16 protein-coding genes are annotated in these 17,649 nt (G+C 66.9%); 8 read left to right on the top strand and 8 right to left on the bottom strand.

Annotation, left to right across the window (positions count from 1 at the left end; all coding sequences use genetic code 11):
* Positions 1-164: 164 nt before the first annotated feature.
* The gene (locus tag G6N59_RS06145) at positions 165-617 is read left to right on the top strand and encodes a MaoC family dehydratase (protein WP_138231270.1); all 453 of its coding nucleotides are present in this window, start codon (positions 165-167) and stop codon (positions 615-617) included.
* A gap of 40 nt (positions 618-657) precedes the next feature.
* Here the strand turns inward: G6N59_RS06145 and G6N59_RS06140 are convergent, their stop codons facing one another.
* Complete coding sequence (locus tag G6N59_RS06140) at positions 658-1,860, bottom strand: acyl-CoA dehydrogenase family protein (RefSeq protein WP_138231269.1); 1,203 nt, start codon at positions 1,858-1,860, stop codon at positions 658-660.
* A gap of 133 nt (positions 1,861-1,993) precedes the next feature.
* Here G6N59_RS06140 and fabG point away from each other — a divergent pair, with 133 nt between their 5' ends.
* The 5 genes from fabG to G6N59_RS06115 all read left to right on the top strand — a co-directional run bounded on the left by fabG (position 1,994) and on the right by G6N59_RS06115 (position 7,318).
* Positions 1,994-2,740: a 3-oxoacyl-ACP reductase FabG gene (gene fabG, locus G6N59_RS06135; protein ID WP_163911926.1), complete on the top strand. Its 747-nt coding sequence runs from the start codon at positions 1,994-1,996 to the stop codon at positions 2,738-2,740.
* A complete protein-coding gene (locus tag G6N59_RS06130; RefSeq protein WP_138231268.1) occupies positions 2,741-3,970 on the top strand; it encodes an acetyl-CoA C-acetyltransferase in 1,230 nt (409 codons plus the stop codon).
* The gene (locus G6N59_RS06125) at positions 3,967-5,160 is read left to right on the top strand and encodes an acyl-CoA dehydrogenase family protein (protein ID WP_138231267.1); all 1,194 of its coding nucleotides are present in this window, start codon (positions 3,967-3,969) and stop codon (positions 5,158-5,160) included. The genes G6N59_RS06130 and G6N59_RS06125 overlap by 4 nt, the downstream gene beginning before the upstream one ends.
* On the top strand, positions 5,144-5,827 hold the full coding sequence (locus G6N59_RS06120; RefSeq protein ID WP_138231266.1) for a GntR family transcriptional regulator: 684 nt from the start codon (positions 5,144-5,146) through the stop codon (positions 5,825-5,827). Before G6N59_RS06125 ends, G6N59_RS06120 begins: the two co-directional genes overlap by 17 nt.
* A gap of 153 nt (positions 5,828-5,980) precedes the next feature.
* The gene (locus G6N59_RS06115; protein WP_138231265.1) at positions 5,981-7,318 is read left to right on the top strand and encodes an MFS transporter; all 1,338 of its coding nucleotides are present in this window, start codon (positions 5,981-5,983) and stop codon (positions 7,316-7,318) included.
* 38 nt (positions 7,319-7,356) lie between these two features.
* Here G6N59_RS06115 and G6N59_RS06110 read toward each other — a convergent pair whose 3' ends face one another.
* Positions 7,357-7,815, bottom strand: a complete 459-nt coding sequence (locus G6N59_RS06110) for a nitroreductase/quinone reductase family protein (protein ID WP_163911019.1) — start codon at positions 7,813-7,815, stop codon at positions 7,357-7,359.
* A complete protein-coding gene (locus G6N59_RS06105; protein ID WP_138231264.1) occupies positions 7,808-8,659 on the bottom strand; it encodes an NmrA family NAD(P)-binding protein in 852 nt (283 codons plus the stop codon). Before G6N59_RS06105 ends, G6N59_RS06110 begins: the two co-directional genes overlap by 8 nt.
* Positions 8,660-8,750: 91 nt before the next feature.
* Between G6N59_RS06105 and sigI the strand changes: the two genes are divergently transcribed.
* On the top strand, positions 8,751-9,608 hold the full coding sequence (sigI, locus tag G6N59_RS06100) for an RNA polymerase sigma factor SigI (RefSeq protein WP_138231263.1): 858 nt from the start codon (positions 8,751-8,753) through the stop codon (positions 9,606-9,608).
* Between the two features lie 109 nt (positions 9,609-9,717).
* Complete coding sequence (locus G6N59_RS06095) at positions 9,718-10,086, top strand: SpoIIAA family protein (protein WP_138231262.1); 369 nt, start codon at positions 9,718-9,720, stop codon at positions 10,084-10,086.
* 36 nt (positions 10,087-10,122) lie between these two features.
* Here G6N59_RS06095 and G6N59_RS06090 read toward each other — a convergent pair whose 3' ends face one another.
* The 5 genes from G6N59_RS06090 to G6N59_RS06070 form a co-directional block, all read right to left on the bottom strand.
* Positions 10,123-11,820 carry a medium-chain acyl-CoA ligase Mig gene (locus G6N59_RS06090; RefSeq protein WP_407665823.1) on the bottom strand — a complete coding sequence of 566 codons (1,698 nt, stop codon included), beginning with the start codon at positions 11,818-11,820 and terminating at the stop codon, positions 10,123-10,125.
* A 135-nt stretch (positions 11,821-11,955) separates the two neighbouring features.
* Positions 11,956-12,093, bottom strand: coding sequence for a CstA-like transporter-associated (seleno)protein (locus G6N59_RS06085; RefSeq protein WP_138231260.1), 138 nt, complete (start codon positions 12,091-12,093; stop codon positions 11,956-11,958).
* Positions 12,093-14,387, bottom strand: coding sequence for a carbon starvation CstA family protein (locus G6N59_RS06080; RefSeq protein ID WP_138231259.1), 2,295 nt, complete (start codon positions 14,385-14,387; stop codon positions 12,093-12,095). Before G6N59_RS06080 ends, G6N59_RS06085 begins: the two co-directional genes overlap by 1 nt.
* Positions 14,388-14,432: 45 nt before the next feature.
* Complete coding sequence (locus G6N59_RS06075; protein WP_138231258.1) at positions 14,433-15,968, bottom strand: ATP-dependent DNA ligase; 1,536 nt, start codon at positions 15,966-15,968, stop codon at positions 14,433-14,435.
* A 113-nt stretch (positions 15,969-16,081) separates the two neighbouring features.
* Entirely contained in the window at positions 16,082-17,620 is a 1,539-nt protein-coding gene (locus tag G6N59_RS06070; RefSeq protein ID WP_138231257.1) for a molybdopterin-dependent oxidoreductase, read from the bottom strand.
* Positions 17,621-17,649: the final 29 nt, after the last annotated feature.

The raw sequence follows: 17,649 nt of genomic DNA, 5'->3' as shown, positions 1-17,649 counted from the left end.
CTCTATATTTGCAGGTTAACCCAGATGGTGCGCGAAGAGGGCGAACTTTGAGCGGCTAAGTACGAGACATCGGCCAAAAATCTGGGCATTGTGCCGGCCTGGCGGAGGCGTTAGAAGTAATAGCGGTGTGGCCCGGGAAGCGGCCGAGCCCGAGAGGAGTAAGCGTGAAGGTCTTCGACAATCTGTCCGAGTTCGTCGCAGCAGCAGGTAGTCAGCTTGGGCCGACCGAGTGGATGGAAATCACCCAGGACCGGGTGAATCTGTTCGCCGAAGCCACTGATGACCACCAGTGGATTCACGTCGATCCTGAGCGCGCCGCCGCGGGGCCGTTCGGCGGCACAATTGCTCATGGTTTGCTGACGCTTTCACTGCTACCACATTTCATGCACCAGCTGTATCGCGTCGACAACGTCGCGTTGGCAGTCAATTACGGTTATAACAAGGTGCGATTCATCACACCGGTCAAGGTCGGAGCAAATGTGCGCGCCAGTGCCATCATTTCGAAAGTCGATGAGCTCGATGGTGCCGTTCAAGCGACCGTGACGGTGACCGTCGAGATCGAAGGATCGGAAAAGCCGGCTGCGGTGGTCGAGTCGATCGTGCGAATCATCGGTTGATTGCTGGACGGGCCGCTGATTTCGGGGCCGCGGGCTCCGGTCAGCGGCCCGAGCCTGCGCGCTGCGCGGCCTTCACCAGTCCGCCGCCGATGATCAGACGCTGAATCTCGCTGGTGCCCTCGTACAGGCGCAGCAGTCGGACGTCGCGGTAGATCCGTTCGACGGGCACATCGCGCATATAGCCGCTGCCGCCGTGCACCTGCACGGCCAGGTCGGCGACCTTGCCGACCATCTCGGTGCAGAACAGCTTGGCCGCGGACGGCGCGATGCGGCGGTCCGCGCCGCTGACCCACAGCCGTGCCGCGTCGCGGACGAGGGCCCGGCCGGCCATCACGCCGGTCTGCATATCGGCCAGCATGGCCTGCACCAGCTGGAATTCGCCGATCGCGGTCCCGCCCTGGGTGGCGGTCGCGGCGTACGCGACCGACTCGTCGAGGGCGCGTTGTGCCGCCCCCACCGCCACCGCGGCGATGTGCACCCGGCCGCGGGCCAGCGAGGTCAGCGCGGCACGGTAACCGATGTCCTCGTTGCCGCCGATGAGGGCATCCGGACCGACGCGGACGTCGTCGAACGTGATGTCGGAGGTCCATGCCCCTTCCTGGCCCATCTTCGCGTCTTTGGGTCCGACCACGACGCCGGGCGCGTCGGCGGGTACCAGGAAGACGGCGATGCCGGGTCCGTCGATGTCGGCGGGCCGAGTCCGGGCGAACACGACGAAGAGGTTCGCGGTGGGAGCGTTGGTGATGAATCGCTTGTGGCCGCTGATGATCCAGCCGTCCCCCTCGCGGACGGCCTTGGTGCGCAGACCTGCGGGGTTGGAGCCGGCCCCGGATTCGGTCAATGCGAAGGATGCGACGCAGTCGCCACTGGCGATCGGCTCCAGCCACCGCTGCTTCTGCGTGTCGGTGCCGAACCCGACCAGCACCTGCCCGGCAATGCCGTTGTTGGTGCCGAACATCGAGCGCACGGCGAGGGTGGTGTAACCCAGTTCCATCGCCATCTCGACGTCCTGGACCAGGTGCAGTCCCAGGCCGCCCCATTCCTGGGGGATCGCGTAGCCGAACAGCCCCATGTTCTTGGCCTGGTCGCGGATGTCGTCGGGTACGCGGTTGTCGTTCATGATCTCCAGCTCGCGTGGCACCACCGCGGTGCGGACGAACTGGCGGGTCGCGTCGAGGATGTCGCGGAAATCCTGCTCACTGACTGACTGCGGGGCGGTGGGCGCACCGGTGGGTTCGGCCATCTCGGGGGTCTCCTTGCGCGACACGAGCGGGGTTCTGGTTTGATGCAAGAAATATCATATTTTATGTATGGAGCTGTCCACGGTGCCGCGAGGGTCGTGGCCGGCTCCGACGATCGAGAGGGAATGGACGACCATGCCGCTGCTGGACGGACGTATCGCGGTGATCACCGGTGGTGCTCAGGGGATCGGTTATGCGATCGCGGAGCGTTTCATCGCCGAAGGCGCCCGCGTGGTGATCGGTGACCTGAATCTCGACGCCACCGAAGCGGCTGTCGCCACGCTCGGCGGCTCCGACGTGGCCAAGGCCGTCCGGTGCGACGTCACATCGGCTGCCGACGTGCAGGCACTGATCGATGCCGCCATCGAGTTCGGAGGCCTTGGCGCCATCGATGTCATGGTCAACAACGCCGGCATCACCCGCGACGCCACCATGCGCAAGATGACCGAGGAGCAGTTCGACCAGGTCATCGACGTCCATCTGAAAGGCTGTTGGAACGGCACCCGGCTGGCCGCCAATGTCATGCGGGAAGCGAAACGCGGTGCCATCATCAATATCTCGTCGATCTCGGGCAAGGTCGGCCTGATCGGCCAGACCAACTACTCGGCGGCCAAGGCGGGCATCGTGGGCCTGACCAAGGCGGCCGCCAAGGAGGTCGCCCACCTCGGAGTGCGGATCAACGCTGTGCAGCCGGGGTTGATCCGGTCCGCGATGACCGAGGCCATGCCGCAACGGATTTGGGACCAGAAGCTGGCAGAGATCCCGATGGGACGGGCCGCCGAACCCAGTGAGGTGGCGTCGGTGGTCACGTTCCTGGCGTCGGACATGTCGTCGTACATGACGGGCTGTGTCCTGGAAATCACCGGGGGACGGCACATCTAGATGGCCGCGACCAGTCCTGTCATCTGCGCGCCGGTGCGTACCCCCATCGGCCGCTACGGTGGCGTGTTCAAGTCCCTCACCGCGGTCGAGCTCGGCGTCGCCGCATTGCAGGGTCTGTTGCAGCGCACCGGGATTCCGGTCGACGCGGTGCAGGACGTCGTTCTCGGGCACTGCTACCCGTCCAGTGAGGCCCCGGCGATCGGCCGCGTGGTAGCGCTCGACGCCGGACTACCCGTCACGGTGCCGGGCATGCAGGTCGATCGGCGCTGCGGGTCGGGTCTGCAGGCCGTCATCCAGGCCTGCATGCAGGTGGCCAGCGGCGCCAACGATCTCGTGATCGCCGGTGGTGTGGAGTCGATGAGCAACGTCGCCTTCCACTCCACCGACATGCGGTGGGGTGGCTCGCGGGGCGGCATCACGGTGCATGACGGACTGGCCCGTGGGCGGACCACCGCCGGTGGCAAGAACTACCCGGTGCCGGGCGGCATGCTCGAGACCGCGGAGAATCTGCGCCGGCAGTACGCGATCTCTCGCGTGGAGCAGGATGCGTTGGCCGTGCGGTCCCATCAGAAAGCCGTTGCGGCACAGCGCAGTGGCGTGCTGAGAGAGGAAATTGTCCCCGTGTCAGTGCCTTCCTCGTCGTCGCGGACGGGGGACACCGTTGTCGATACCGACGAACATCCGCGGGCCGACACCACCGTCGAGGCGTTGGCGAAGCTCAAACCCGTTCTGGGCAAGAGTGATCCGGAGGCCACGGTGACGGCGGGCAACTCCAGCGGGCAGAACGATGCGGCCTCGATGTGCGTCGTGACCACTCCGGAGCGGGCGGCCGACCTCGGGCTGCAGCCACTGGTGCGGCTGGTGTCCTGGGGCGTGGCCGGGGTGCCGCCGAAGGTGATGGGCATCGGCCCGGTTCCGGCCACCGAGGTCGCGTTGGCCAAAGCCCATCTGGCCCTTGCCGATATCGATCTGATCGAGCTCAACGAGGCCTTCGCCGCACAGGCGCTGGCGTGCACCCGGGAATGGAAGTTCACCGACGCGGACTGGGAGCGCACGAATGTGCGTGGGTCGGGCATCTCCCTCGGCCATCCCGTCGGCGCGACCGGCGGCCGGATGCTCGCGACCCTGGCGCGCGAACTGCACCTGCGGGACGCGCGCTACGGACTGGAAACCATGTGCATCGGAGGCGGCCAGGGGTTGGCTGCCGTATTTGAACGGATCACCCCATGACACGTCTGGCGCAGACCGCCGGCCTCACCGAGGTACAGCGCGAAATCGTCGCCACGGTGCGGCAGTTCGTTGATCGAGAGGTCATTCCGGCGGCCCAGGAACTGGAGCACTCGGACTCCTACCCGCAGGCCATCGTCGATCAGATGAAAGAGATGGGCCTGTTCGGCCTGATGGTTCCCGAGGAGTATGGCGGGCTCGGGGAGTCACTGCTGACGTACGCGCTGTGTGTCGAGGAACTCGCCCGGGGCTGGATGAGCGTTTCAGGTGTTCTCAATACCCACTTCATCGTCGCCTACATGCTCCGTCAGCACGGCACCGACGAGCAGAAGCAGCGCTACCTGCCCCGAATGGCGACCGGCGAGGTGCGCGGCGCCTTCTCGATGTCCGAGCCGGAGCTGGGTTCCGACGTTGCCGCGATCCGTACCAGAGGCGTGCGCGACGCCGCCGGTGGCTACACCATCACCGGGCAGAAGATGTGGCTGACCAACGGCGGCAGCTCGACTCTGATTGCGGCGCTGGTGAAAACCGATGAGGGCGCAGACAAACCGCATCGCAACCTGACGGCCTTCCTGGTCGAGAAACCGACCGGTTTCGGCGAGGTCAAACCCGGCCTGACCATCCCGGGCAAGATCGACAAATTGGGCTACAAGGGCATCGACACCACCGAGCTCGTCTTCGACGGGTACCGCGCGGGCGCCGACGACGTGCTCGGCGGCAAGCCCGGCGAGGGCTTTTTCCAGATGATGGACGGTATCGAGGTCGGGCGGGTGAACGTCTCCGCGCGGGCTTGCGGTGTCGGCATCCGGGCCTTCGAACTGGCGGTGCGCTACGCCCAGCAGCGGGAGACGTTCGGCAAGCCGATCGCCGACCACCAGGCCATCGCCTTCCAACTCGCCGAGATGGCCACCAAAGTCGAAGCGGCACATCTGATGATGGTCAATGCCGCCCGGCTCAAGGACTCGGGAGAGCGCAACGACGTCGCGGCCGGGATGGCGAAATACCTTGCCAGTGAGTTCTGTTCGGAAGTCACCCAGCAGAGTTTCCGGATCCACGGTGGCTACGGTTACTCCAAGGAATACGAGATCGAACGCCTGATGCGGGACGCGCCCTTCCTGTTGATCGGCGAGGGCACCAGCGAAATCCAGAAGACCATCATCAGCAAGAACCTGCTCCATGAATACCGCATCTGAACCCGAATTCGCCGCGCCCGCACAGCTTTCTCATGATGTGGCGCGGTACGTGCGCCGGCGCATCTTCAACGGCACCTATCGGGCCGGGGAGTACCTGCGGCTGGACCAGCTGGCCACCGAACTGGGTGTCAGCGTCACCCCGGTTCGGGAGGCGTTGTTGAATCTGCGGGCCGAGGGACTGTTGGTGCAGCATCCGCGGCGCGGCTTCATGGTGCTGGAGGTGACCGCCCGCGACGTGTCGGATGTGGCCATGGTGCAGGCGTTCGTCGGTGGAGAGCTGGCGGCCCGCGCCGCAGCGAACATCACCGCCGACCAGGTCGCCGACTTGACCCGAATCCAGGAGGCGCTGGAACAGGCCTACCAGCACACCGATGTCGACCGCATGGTGCGGCTCAACCACGAGTTCCACCGGCTGATCAACGTCGTCGCCGATTCGCCCAAGCTGACCCAATTCATGTCCGGCATAACGCGTTACGCACCAGAGGCCGTGTTCCCGACGCTCGAGGGCTGGCCGGATCTGTCGATCCGGGACCACCGCCGCGTGATCGCCGCGCTGCAGGCCGGCGACGGCGATGCGGCCCGAACGGCGATGGCCGAACACTTCGAGGTCGGTGTCGAGCCGCTCACCGAGCACCTGTGCGAACGCGGTGTGATCCGCGAGGACTAAACCCACCGAGCCGGTAACGCCCGAGGGTACGGTCTGTGTGGATCTGTGAATCGCGCGAGGAAATCGACGCTGCGGCCAGATCCCGTCCTTTGCCGGCAGCCCGCCGCGATGATGTGCCCACGACCAATTTGTTGCCCACCGTTGGAGAGCCGCATGACCGTAGCAATCGAGGACACGCCGTCGGACCGCGCAGCGACCCGTCGCGCGATCTGGAACACCATCCGGGGGTCGTCGGGAAACCTCGTCGAGTGGTACGACGTCTACGTCTACACCGTCTTCGCCACCTACTTCGAAAATCAGTTCTTCGACAAGGCCGACCAGAATTCGACGATCTACGTGTACGCGATCTTCGCGGTCACGTTCATCACCCGGCCGATCGGGTCGTGGTTCTTCGGCCGCTACGCCGACCGCCGGGGCCGCCGCACCGCACTGTTGGTCAGTGTTTCGCTGATGGCCGCCTGCTCGATGGTGATCGCCGTGGTTCCTTCGCGGGCCAGTATCGGCGTCGCGGCGCCGATCATCCTGATCATCTGTCGGTTGGTGCAGGGGTTCGCCACCGGCGGTGAGTACGGCACCTCCGCGACATATATGTCGGAGGCGGCGACCAGGGAACGCCGCGGGTTCTTTTCCTCGTTCCAGTACGTGACCCTGGTCGGTGGGCACGTGCTTGCCCAATTCACCTTGCTCATCATCCTCACGGCACTCAGCACCGCGCAGGTGGGTGAATTCGGTTGGCGCATAGGCTTTGCAGTCGGCGGTGTCGCGGCGGTAGTGGTGTTCTGGCTGCGGCGCAGCATGGACGAGTCGCTTCCCGAGGAGACCCTCAAGGCGGTCCAGGAAGGCAAGGAGCCGCAGGCCGGTTCGATACGTGAACTGTTCACGCGTTACTGGAAGCCACTGTTGCTGTGCTTCCTGATCACGCTCGGCGGCACCGTCGCGTTCTACACGTACAGCGTGAATGCGCCGGCGATGGTCAAGGCGACCTACAAGAACCAACCCATGACCGCGACATGGGTCAACCTGCTCGGGCTGATTTTCCTGATGCTGATCCAGCCGATCGGCGGAATGATCAGCGACCGGGTGGGTCGCAAACCGCTGCTATTGTGGTTCGGCTTCGGCGGGCTGGTCTACACGTACGTCCTCATCACCTACCTGCCGCAGACGCACTCGCCGATCCTGTCGTTCTTGCTCGTGGCCATCGCGTACGTCATTCTCACCGGATACACATCGATCAATGCGCTGGTGAAGTCCGAACTGTTCCCCGCCCACGTGCGGGCGCTCGGCGTCGGCGTCGGCTATGCGCTGGCCAACTCGATATTCGGCGGCACTGCGCCCCTGATCTACCAGGCCCTCAAGGCCCGAGGCGACGTGCTGCTGTTCATCGTCTACGTCACCGTCTGTATCGCACTGTCGCTGCTGGTCTATCTGTTCTGCTTGAAGAACAAGTCCGACACCTACCTCGACCATGAGCAGGGCAGCGCTTACCGCTGAGGGTTTCACGGGTTGCGCGATCGGAACGCGCGTCCAGATCAGCCCAACGGGTCGAACCGGAAGACGGCGAGTCTGCCTGCCAGCGACTCGAATTCGTCGGGCGTGCCCTCGGTGACCATGCCGGAGCTCTTCGCGAATTTCACGCCGACGGGCACCTGCACCGGGAACTCGCGCAGCACCGGCCGCGCCTCGTCGACCGTCAGCTCGGTGATCTTCACCGGCTGGGACTTACGCCCCCGCGTCAAGGTGCCGGAACCGGCGGCACGTGCGTTCAGAGCCCAGTGCGCGCCCGGATAGCCGGCCACGGCATACATCGCGCCGTGAACGACAAACGGCGTCATCGGGGTGCTGCGTGGCGCACCCGTCTTGCGGCCGGGCACGGTCAACACCATCGCGGGGCCGACCGGAATGCCGAGCTTCCCGACGGCGACGACGACCTTGTTCATCTGCTTGAGGTAACGCGGGGGTCGCGGATTCGAGGTGCGCGGCTCAGACATGGCTGGTCTCCACTGTGCGTGAGAAGGCGCCGCGGTGCTGACCCACCCATTCGGCAAACGTCTGTGCCGGGCGGCCGAGGATGCGCTCGACCTCGCCGCTCACCGGTGCGGGGCTGTCGACTGTTTCGGCCAGCAGCGCGGTATAGGCGGTGCCGAACTCGGCGGGGAAGCCGATGGCGACGAACCGCTCACGGACCTGCTCGACCGGGATTTCGCGGTAGCGCAGATCGCGCCCCAGCACCTCGCCGACGACGGCCAGCAGCTCGACGTTGGTGAGCGACTGCGGCCCGGTCAACGGAATCTTGCGGCCGTTCAGATCGTCGGTCAACAGCGCGTGCGCGGCGACGGCTGCGATGTCCGACTCGATGATCGGGGCGCTGGAGGCGGACGCGAATGGGCCGGCCACGACATCGCCGGCCTGCAGCTGCCCGGCCCACATCCCGATGAAGTTGGTGGCGAACAACGCCGGCCGCAGACTCACCCACGGCAGCCCAGAGTCGACAGCCAGTTGTTCGACCTCCTTGTTGCGGTCGCCCCGCAGGCGCGATGGCTGGCGGGTGAAGTCTTCGTCGACGTTCATCGCGGACAGCGCCACCAGTTTGGCTCCGGAGTCCATGGCGGCCTCGACCGTCCACGCCAGGTCCGGCCCGAGGGCGCGGGAGTTGAGAAACACCGCGCCGGCTCCGGCCAGGCCGTCGCATACGGACGCGACGACCTCGACGCCGGGCGGGAAGTGCGGGGACGGATTACGGGTGACGGCACGGACTTTCGCGCCTGTGGCGTGCAACTGTTCGACGAGCGGGCGACCGACATTGCCGGTGGCCCCAGTGATGAGAATGGTCATGAACCAAGGACGGAAGTCCGCCCAAAAAAGTTACGATCCGCGGGATGAGGCAGTGCGGTAACTTTTCACCACCCTGGATCGTCTTCAACTGATGACAGAAACCACTGAATTCACTGTGGCGTGGCGCCACCACCACCCGTATCTGGTCAATCTTGCGTACCAGATGCTCGGTGACGTCGGTGACGCCGAAGATATTGCGCAGGAAGCCTTTCTGCGGTTGTCCCGGACGGAGCCCGGTGAGGTCGAAGATGTCCGGGCCTGGCTGACCACCGTGGCGGGCCGATTGTGCCTCGACGTGGTGCGGTCGGCACGGGCGCGGCGGGAACAACCGACCGAGCAGGACGAGATGCCGCCACTGGCTTCGAGCGAGCCGGACCCCGCCGATCGGATCACGCTCGACGACCAGGTCTCGGGCGCGCTGCTGCGGGTGCTGCGGCAGCTGAGTCCCGGCGAGCGCGTGGCGTTCATCCTGCACGACGTGTTCCAGGTGCCGTTCGCTTCGATCGCGGAGACCGTCGGCAGGCCCGTCGGCACCTGTCGGCAACTGGCCCGGCGGGCGCGGGCCAAGGTGGCCAGCACGGACCCGCGCGCCGAGGACGTCGAGGTGACCGAACATCAGCTCGTCACCGAAAAGTTCATCACGGCCTGCGCCGGCGGCGACGTGCAGGCACTGGCCGCGGTGCTGGACCCGACCGTCTGGGGCGTCGGTACGGTGCTGAGCGATCCGCCGATCCCGCCGATCGTCAACCACGGACCGCAGCGGGTCGCCGAGAACCTGATGCTGTACCTCGGACCGGGTACCACCGTGGTCGCCGGTCCGCTCGGCCAGCCCGTCCTGCTGGCATTCGCCCACCGACAGCTTTTCGCGGTGGTGGTTCTGACGATTCGCGATGGACTCGTCGCCAAGATCGAGGCGACTGCCGATCCGTTGGCCCGGTTCGGGGCGTGATCTCTTGCCTCGAGCCGGGGGTTGCGGGGCGCGTGAAAACCCTTGAATCCATCGAAAGTTGGAGCGTCACGTCTGTTCGCGGCATGGACCGACGCCGTACGCTGGCGACATGATCGAAGTGCTGTCAGACATGCCCGAAGGGGTGACGGGCATTCGCGTCTCTGGGCGAGTGAGCGGTGACGATATCCGCGAATTCGAGCCCACCATGGACAATCTCGTCGTCGGTGGTGAAATCCGGATCGTCGAGGTCATCGCGCCCGACTACGAGGGCTTCGGGCCGGGTGGCCTGGCCGAGGACCTCAAGGTGGGGTTCGGTGCGCTGTTCAAGCACCACTCGGCGTTCAAACGCATCGCGGTGGTGTCCGACAAGGCCTGGGTGGCGCACACGCTGCACGCCGTCGCCTGGATGATCCCGGGCGAGCTCCAGATCTTCGGGATCGACGAACTCGACCGTGCCAAGGAGTGGGCTGCGGGCTGACGTTCCCCCAGACGGGAGATACCCAGCTCGCGGAACTCAGTCCTGGAGCGCCTGCTCCTTGGCCCACCGGTAGTCGGCCTTGCCGGCAGGGCTGCGCACGATGGTCGGCCGGAACACGATGGCCTTCGGCAGCTTGTAGCGGGCGATCGACTCCGACGCGTGCTCGATGAGTTCGGTGGCATCGACTGCGGCGCCATCGACCAGCGCCACGACCGCGACGACCTCGTTGCCCCAGCGCTCGCTCGGTCGGCCGGCGACGACCACGTCGACCACGGCCGGATGTGAGGCGATGGCGGACTCGACCTCTTCGGCGAAGATCTTCTCGCCGCCGGAGTTGATGGTCACCGAGTCGCGGCCGAGCAGCTCGACGGTGCCGCCCTCCAGCAGTCGGGCGCGGTCTCCCGGCACGGCGTACCGGACGTCGTCGATCACCGGGAACGTCTTGGCCGTCTTGGCCGCATCGCCCTTGTAGCCGAGCGGCACGTGGCCCTCCTGGGCCAGCCAGCCGTTGCCCTCGTGCCCGGGCGCCAGCAGCGCGGTGAAGTCCTCAGAGACGATCCGGGTGGCGGGCCCGGCGGTGAAGGTGCCGCTGGACACGTTCGAGGCGGTCGACACGTGCGACATCTGCGCGCCGGTCTCGGATGAGCCGACACCGTCGATCACCATGGCGTTCGGCAGTGCCGCCACCAGGCGACCCTTCACGCCCGGCGTGAACAGCGCACCGCCGTTGGCGACGACGACCAGGGAGGTCGGGTCGTGGCTGCCGTCGGCCATGGCTTCCTCGATGGCGGTGACCAGCGGCCGGGCCATGGCGTCCCCGACGACCGTCGCGATCGCGATCTTCTCGCGGGCGACGGTCTCGACGATCTCCTTGGCGTTGAAGACCTCGACGTCCTTGGCGAACACGATGGTCTGGCCGTTGTTGATGCCGGTCATCACGGCCCACTGGGCGGCACCGTGCATGAGCGGCGGCAGGATCATCATGCGCATCTCGGCGGCGGCCGAGGCCCGGTCGACGATCTCCTGGGCCGATTGGGCGGGCTCGCCCGTCATCGCGTTGCGGCCGCCGAAGGAGGCCATGAAGATGTCGTGCTGGCGCCACAGCACACCCTTGGGCATGCCGGTGGTGCCGCCCGTGTACAGCACGTAGAGGTCGTCGGGCGACGGCGTCACCGGCGGTGGCGCGACGTCGGCGTTCACGACGGTTTCGTAGTCGACGGCCCCCGGCAGCAGCTCGTTGCCCGAGCTGTCGGCGATCTGGATCAGCACCTTGAGGTTCGGCAGGTCCGGCAGCACCTCGGCCAGGGTCGGCGCGAACGCGGCGTGGTAGATCAGGGCGGAGGCGCCGGCGTCGTTCAGCAGGTACTGCAGTTCGGCCTTGACGTAGCGGTAGTTGACGTTGAACGGCGCCACGCGAGCCCGGAACGCGCCGAGCAGCGACTCGACGAACTCGGGGCCGTTGTAGGCGTAGATGCCCACGAGGTCCTGACCGACTTCGTGGCCGGCCAGCTGGTCGCGCTCGGTGTGCATGCCCAGGCCCTGCGCGTGCAGGTACGCGGCCAGCCGGTTCGCCCGGGCGACGACCTCGGCGTAGGTGAAGCGGCGATCGCCTTGAATGATGAGGGTCCGGTCCGGGATGGCTGCAGCGACGGCGTCGGTGACGTCGGAAACCGTGAACAGCACATTTCTCCTAAGGCTGGTCGGCAACAACTGGACATCTGTCCATACACTCATTTAGTACCACGGAGTGCGGGTCGTCTCCTGTGGTACCACCCTTGTGCGGAAGCAACAGCCGTATGCGTCCACTGTGCGGACGGTCGGGTGGGAGGCGGTTGGCCGGCTGCCTGAGGATCGCCCATTACGCGGGCCTCAGCAGCAGCGGCCCTGGGGGTTGAGGTCGGCGGTGCGGTGCCGGGCCTTCCAGTAGTCACGCTCGCTCAACGCCGGCTCACCGGCATGGGTGCGACGGTGGTGTTCCAGGTACCGGGCGTAGTGGTTGTCGCCCATCAATGATGACCAGTACCAACTGATTTTTGCGACGATCCCGTGTGCGTCGACGAGTAATCGTCCCACTGCTTCTGCACCTCCTTCTCGGCGTCGGTGGGGAAGAGGCCGCGCGGGGCGAACCGCCGGGACGGCACCGCCTCGTCGTCGGTCAGTGGCCGGCCGCCGCCGCCGATGGCTTGCACGGCAACGATGATTCCCATCAGGACAACGATGACCACCAGCACCGCGAAGACGATGGACAGCGTGCCCTGGATGAACGTATTCCGGATGACGGCGTCGATCTGGTCAGGGTTCTTGGCGGAGCCGAACGTCGTCTTGCCGGCGGCCTTGGCCGCCAGATACTGCGAATGCTGTTGCCAGTAGCCGATCTTGGGGTCGTGGGAGAAGATCTTCTGCCACGACGCGGTGAGGGTCACGAGGGCGTCCCAGAACAGTGGCAGACCCGGAATCCAGGCCCATTTCAGGAGGCCCTTCTTGATCACCACGACGGTGACGACGGTCAGCGCGATGGCCGCGAGCAACTGGTTGGCGATGCCGAACAACGGGAACAGCGTATTGATGCCACCGAGGGGATCGGTGACGCCCATGAGCAGGATGCTGCCCCAACCCGCGACGACGATCAGGCTGCAGGCCCACGCGCCGATGCGCCAGCTGGGGTCGCGCAGCTTGCGTAGCGGTCCACCGAGATTGCCGACGGCGTCGGACAACATGAAGCGGGCGACCCGGGTGCCGGCATCCACGGTGGTGAGGATGAACAGCGCCTCGAACATGATCGCGAAGTGGTACCAGAAGGCCTTCATGTTCGAGCCGCCGAAGACCTGGTGCAGGACTTCGGACATGCCCAGCGCCAACGTGGGTGCGCCTCCGGTCCGCGAAATCACCGAGTGCTCACCGACTTCCGTCGCGGCCGACGTGATCTGGCCCGGGGTGATCGGGGCGCCGGACAGGCCGAGCCCGTTGGCGTAGGTGGCTGCGGTCGCGGCGCTGGTGCCCGTCGCGGCTCCGGGCGAGTTGATCACGAAGTACAGGTGCTGGTTGAGGATCGCCGCCGTGATCAGCGCCATGATGGCGACGAACGACTCGGTCAGCATGCCGCCGTAGCCGATCAGCCGCGTCTGCCCTTCCTTCTCCAGGAGCTTGGGTGTGGTGCCCGACGAGATCAAGGAATGGAAGCCGGACAGCGCACCGCACGCGATGGTGATGAACAGGAACGGGAACAGCGCACCGGCGAACACCGGGCCGTCGGCCCGGGTGGCGAACTGGGACACCGCGGGAGCAGACATGACCGGCTGGGCGACCAGGATGCCGACCGCGAGCAGTGAGATGGTGCCGACCTTCATGAACGTCGACAGGTAGTCGCGCGGCGCGAGCAGGAACCACACCGGCAGTACCGAGGCGGCCAGTCCGTAGCCGATGATGCACCACGACAACGTCACCTTCGACAGCGTGAACCAGTCTGCGCCCCAGGATGTTTCGGCGACCCAGCCGCCGGAGATCACCGCCAGCAGCAGCAGTGCGACGCCGATCAGGGACACCTCGGACACCCGGCCGGGCCGCAGGAACCGCAGGTACAGACCCATGAAGATGGCGATCGGAATGGTCATCGCGATGGAGAACACGCCCCACGGGCTCTCGGCGAGGGCGTTGACCACGACGAGCGCCAGCACCGCCAGCAGGATCACCATGATCACCAGTACGGCGACGATGGCGGCGACGCCGCCGATGGGCCCGAGTTCGTCGCGCGCCATCTGGCCGAGGGAGCGGCCGCGGCGCCGTGTCGAGATGACCAGCACCAGGTAGTCCTGTACGCAGCCGGCGACGACGGCGCCGACGATGATCCAGATGGTGCCGGGCAGGTAACCCATCTGCATGGCCAGCACGGGCCCGACCAGTGGGCCTGCGCCGGCGATGGCGGCGAAGTGATGCCCGAAGAGCACCCGGCGGTCGGTCGGCATGTAGTCGGTGCCGTTGTCGAGAAGCTCGGCCGGGGTGGCGTGATCGTCGCGCGGTTTGACGATCTTCATCTCGATCAGCCGCGCATAGAACCGGTATCCGATGACATAGGTGCAGATGGCGGCGATGACGAACCACACCGCGTTGACGGTCTCGCCGCGGGCGAAGGCGATGACGGCCCACGCCACGGCGGCGAGGACTGCGATGACGCCGAAGGCCACCCGATGCCGGGCAGTGATGGGCGAGCGGTCGATGATCGCGACCGGGGGCAGGTCCGGGTCGGTACGCACATAGGTGACGTCCCCGACGGACTCGTCGGGGACGGCGGTGGCTGGCGACATGCCTCACATCCTGTCATCCGGTGGCTCCGAATCGCGGGGTAACACTCAGCGTTCGTACAGCGACCGGACGGTGTCGATGGTGTCGGCCTCTTCCGGTCGCTTGTCGTCGCGGTAGCGCAGCACCCGAGCGAATCGCAGCGCCATCTTGCCCGGGTAGCGGCTCGAGCCCTGCACGCCGTCGAACGCGATCTCCACCACCTGCTCGGGCCGCAGCCGGACCACATAACTGTCCATCGGGCCGTCGGCCAGTTCGGTGAACCGTGCGGTCTGCCAGTCCAGCATCGCGTCGGTCATCCCTTTGAAGGTCTTGCCCAACATGACGTATCCGCCGGTGTCCGGGTCGCGGGCGCCAAGATGGATGTTCGACAGCTTGCCCGTGCGCCGGCCGGAACCCCATTCGACGGCCAGCACCACCAGATCCAGGGTGTGTACCGGCTTGACCTTGAGCCAGCCGGCGCCGCGCCGGCCCGCCTCGTAGGGCGATGCGGGGTGCTTGGCCATGACGCCTTCGTGACCGGCGGCGAGTGTCTCGTCGAGGAACTGTTGGGCGACAACCGAATCGGAGGTGACGCAGCGGCGGACCCGGAGCGGCTCGGGAACGACCTCCTCGAGTGCGTCACGGCGCTGGGTGGCCGGCTCATCCAGCAGGTCGGTGCCGTCGCGGTGCAGGATGTCGAAGAAGAACACCGAAAGCGGTTGCGCCCCATCATCGGAGCGTCTGCCGATCCGGGAGGACGTGACCTGGAACCGGTGCGGACGACCGTCGGCCCGTAGGGCGAGGGCTTCTGCGTCCGCGATCAGGTCGGTGACGGGCAGGGCCAGCACTGCGTTCACCACGTCGGGCACGCGGGCCGTGATGTCATCCAGGCTGCGGGTGAAGACCGACACCTCGGTACCGGCCCGGTGGATCTGCAGCCGAACCCCGTCGAGCTTCGTCTCGAATATTGCCGCGCCATCCAGCTTTTCGAGTGCGTCGCCGACACCGGTCGCCGTCTGGGCGAGCATCGGACTCACCGGCTTGCCGACGGTGAGGGTGAAGCGCCGCAGGCTGTCGGCGCCGTCGGACATCGCGGCGGCTGCCACTGTGGCCAGATCGCCACTGAGCATCGCGGCGCGTCGCACGTCGGCGGCCGGGATACCCGCCGCCGTGGCCACCGCGTCCGCCATCACCCCGGCCAACGCGCCCTGCCGGAGCCCGCCGCTGAGCAGCCCGCGCAGGAACGTCTGCTCGGCCGCGGTGCCTGCTCCGAAGAGGCCGTGGAGCAATTCGGTGCGGGTGGCAGCCGAACCTCGGCCGGCGACGGCCTTGATGGCCGACAGGGCGGCGTCGACCTCGATGACGGTCAGTGTCGGGTTGTCGGCGGGTGGCGGCAGCGAGCGCAGCGCCGCCCAGCCGACCCCGATCTGCCGCTGCGGCAACTCACCGGACAGCCAATCGACGACGATGGCGACAGTGGCCTGATCGCCGGCCTGATCGCCGGCCGCGGCGCCGAGCAGAGCCGCGATCCGGCTGATCTTCGCCGACCGCGCAGACACCGCTCCGACCTCTGTTGAGGCCACGGCGACGTCGGTGAGAAGCACGAATCCAGCTTGGCACGGGGGACCGACAATCTTCAGTCGGCGCTGAGTAATCCATCCAGGACCGCGGCTTCGGCCTCGATCTGCTCAGCGCGGTCGTCGTGGCCGGGCTCCGGTCACGCGACGGTGAAGGACACCGAGTGCCAGCCGGTGGCCCCATCGGGAACGACGTCGGCGACGTCGGCGGTCTGCACCGCGCCGGTGCCGTCGGTGGCCCGGACGGTGATGGTGTGGCGCCCGGGTTCCTCGGCCTGCCAGGTGTAGCTCCACAACCGCCAGGCGTCGTTCGAATACGCGGCGCCCAGCGCCGCGGGCCGCCACGGGCCGTCGTCGATGCGGACTTCCACCGATTTGACCCCGCGGTGCTGTGCCCAGGCGACGCCGCCGAAGGTCGCGGTACCCACCGGCACACCGGCTCCCGCGCGGGGCACGTCGATGCGTGACTCCGTCTTGATCGGGCCGTGAGCCGACCACCCCAACTTCGTCCAATACGCCTGCGCCCGATCGAATCTGGTGAGTTCGAGGTCGACGAGCCATTTGGTCGCGGACACGTAGCCGTACAGACCGGGCACCACCAGCCGCGCAGGGTAGCCGTGCTCGGTGGGGAGCGGATCGCCGTTCATGGCGACAGCAAGCAGGGCATCGCGGTTGTCGGTCAGTGCCTCGACGGGGGTGCCTGCGGTGAAGCCGTCCACGGACGTGGACAACACCATGTCGGCATCAGCGTGCACGCCGGCCCGTGCCAGCAGGTCGCGCACGCGGTAGCCCGTCCAGGTGGCGTTCGATATCAGGTTGCCGCCCACGGGGTTTGACACGCAGGTGAGCGTGACGACCTTGTTGATCGCCTCGAACTGGGCCAGCTCATCGAACCGAAACGTCACCTCGCGATCGACCATGCCGTGGATCCGCAGCCGCCAATCCTGCCGCTGCACCTGGGGGACGGACAGCGCCGTGTCGATCCGGTAGAAGTCGGCCGTCGGGGTGATGAACGGCGGCAGGTCCACTCCAGCGGGTTGCACGTCCGGCGGTACCGGCGGCCCGGGGACCTTGGGGGCCGGCGGGGCATAGGCGCTGCGGTCGCTCGAGACCGACGACGCCGCGCGGCCCAGCACCGCCCCGATGACGCCGGCCAGCGTGCCGGCCGCCAGGAAGCTCAGTGCTGCCAGCGATCGGCGCCGCCCGGGATCGGCCGCGGCATCGGTGTCCGGGCTGGTGGCCGGCGTCGGGTGGCCGAGACGCTCAGAGACCAGCAGGCGCAGTACCGCGATGCCCGCCGCAGCGCCGACGAGTGACGGGACGATGTCGATGGGACGAGCTCCGGTGCGGGACAGCACCGCGGCGCTGCCCAGCACCCCGGCCAGCCCGAGGGCGATGCTGCCGATCTTCCGGTCCTCGAATTGTGCTGTCGCCATGGCGATCACCGCGATGGCCACGAGTACCGCGACGGTCAGGAACAGCTTGTCGTCGGTGGCGAAGGTCTGGATGGCCCACTCTTTGACCGGTCCCGGGGTCAGGTCGATGACCACCGACCCGACCGCGGTGCGGGAATCGGCGTGCGGCCCGAAGGGGATCGCCAGGAGCGCAGCCACACCGAGCGCGACGGCCGCGGCTGCCAGGCCGGCGAGTGAGCGGTGCGGGTCCAGTCGGGGTGCCACACCGCCACAGTACGGGCGCAACCGGTGGG

Origin of the sequence: Mycolicibacterium aubagnense (assembly GCF_010730955.1) — a bacterium.
Classification (GTDB): Bacteria; Actinomycetota; Actinomycetes; order Mycobacteriales; family Mycobacteriaceae; genus Mycobacterium; species Mycobacterium aubagnense.
This window is presented reverse-complemented; position numbering and strand designations above follow the sequence as displayed.

What these genes read in the sequence shown, in the direction of transcription:
- G6N59_RS06140 (WP_138231269.1), bottom strand. Translation starts at nt 1,860, where the DNA reads ATGGCCGAACCCACCGGTGCGCCCACCGCCCCGCAGTCAGTCAGTGAG.
- fabG (WP_163911926.1), top strand. Translation starts at nt 1,994, where the DNA reads ATGCCGCTGCTGGACGGACGTATCGCGGTGATCACCGGTGGTGCTCAG.
- G6N59_RS06130 (WP_138231268.1), top strand. Translation starts at nt 2,741, where the DNA reads ATGGCCGCGACCAGTCCTGTCATCTGCGCGCCGGTGCGTACCCCCATC.
- G6N59_RS06125 (WP_138231267.1), top strand. Translation starts at nt 3,967, where the DNA reads ATGACACGTCTGGCGCAGACCGCCGGCCTCACCGAGGTACAGCGCGAA.
- G6N59_RS06120 (WP_138231266.1), top strand. Translation starts at nt 5,144, where the DNA reads ATGAATACCGCATCTGAACCCGAATTCGCCGCGCCCGCACAGCTTTCT.
- G6N59_RS06115 (WP_138231265.1), top strand. Translation starts at nt 5,981, where the DNA reads ATGACCGTAGCAATCGAGGACACGCCGTCGGACCGCGCAGCGACCCGT.
- G6N59_RS06110 (WP_163911019.1), bottom strand. Translation starts at nt 7,815, where the DNA reads ATGTCTGAGCCGCGCACCTCGAATCCGCGACCCCCGCGTTACCTCAAG.
- G6N59_RS06105 (WP_138231264.1), bottom strand. Translation starts at nt 8,659, where the DNA reads ATGACCATTCTCATCACTGGGGCCACCGGCAATGTCGGTCGCCCGCTC.
- sigI (WP_138231263.1), top strand. Translation starts at nt 8,751, where the DNA reads ATGACAGAAACCACTGAATTCACTGTGGCGTGGCGCCACCACCACCCG.
- G6N59_RS06095 (WP_138231262.1), top strand. Translation starts at nt 9,718, where the DNA reads ATGATCGAAGTGCTGTCAGACATGCCCGAAGGGGTGACGGGCATTCGC.
- G6N59_RS06090 (WP_407665823.1), bottom strand. Translation starts at nt 11,820, where the DNA reads ATGAGTGTATGGACAGATGTCCAGTTGTTGCCGACCAGCCTTAGGAGA.
- G6N59_RS06085 (WP_138231260.1), bottom strand. Translation starts at nt 12,093, where the DNA reads ATGGGCGACAACCACTACGCCCGGTACCTGGAACACCACCGTCGCACC.
- G6N59_RS06080 (WP_138231259.1), bottom strand. Translation starts at nt 14,387, where the DNA reads ATGTCGCCAGCCACCGCCGTCCCCGACGAGTCCGTCGGGGACGTCACC.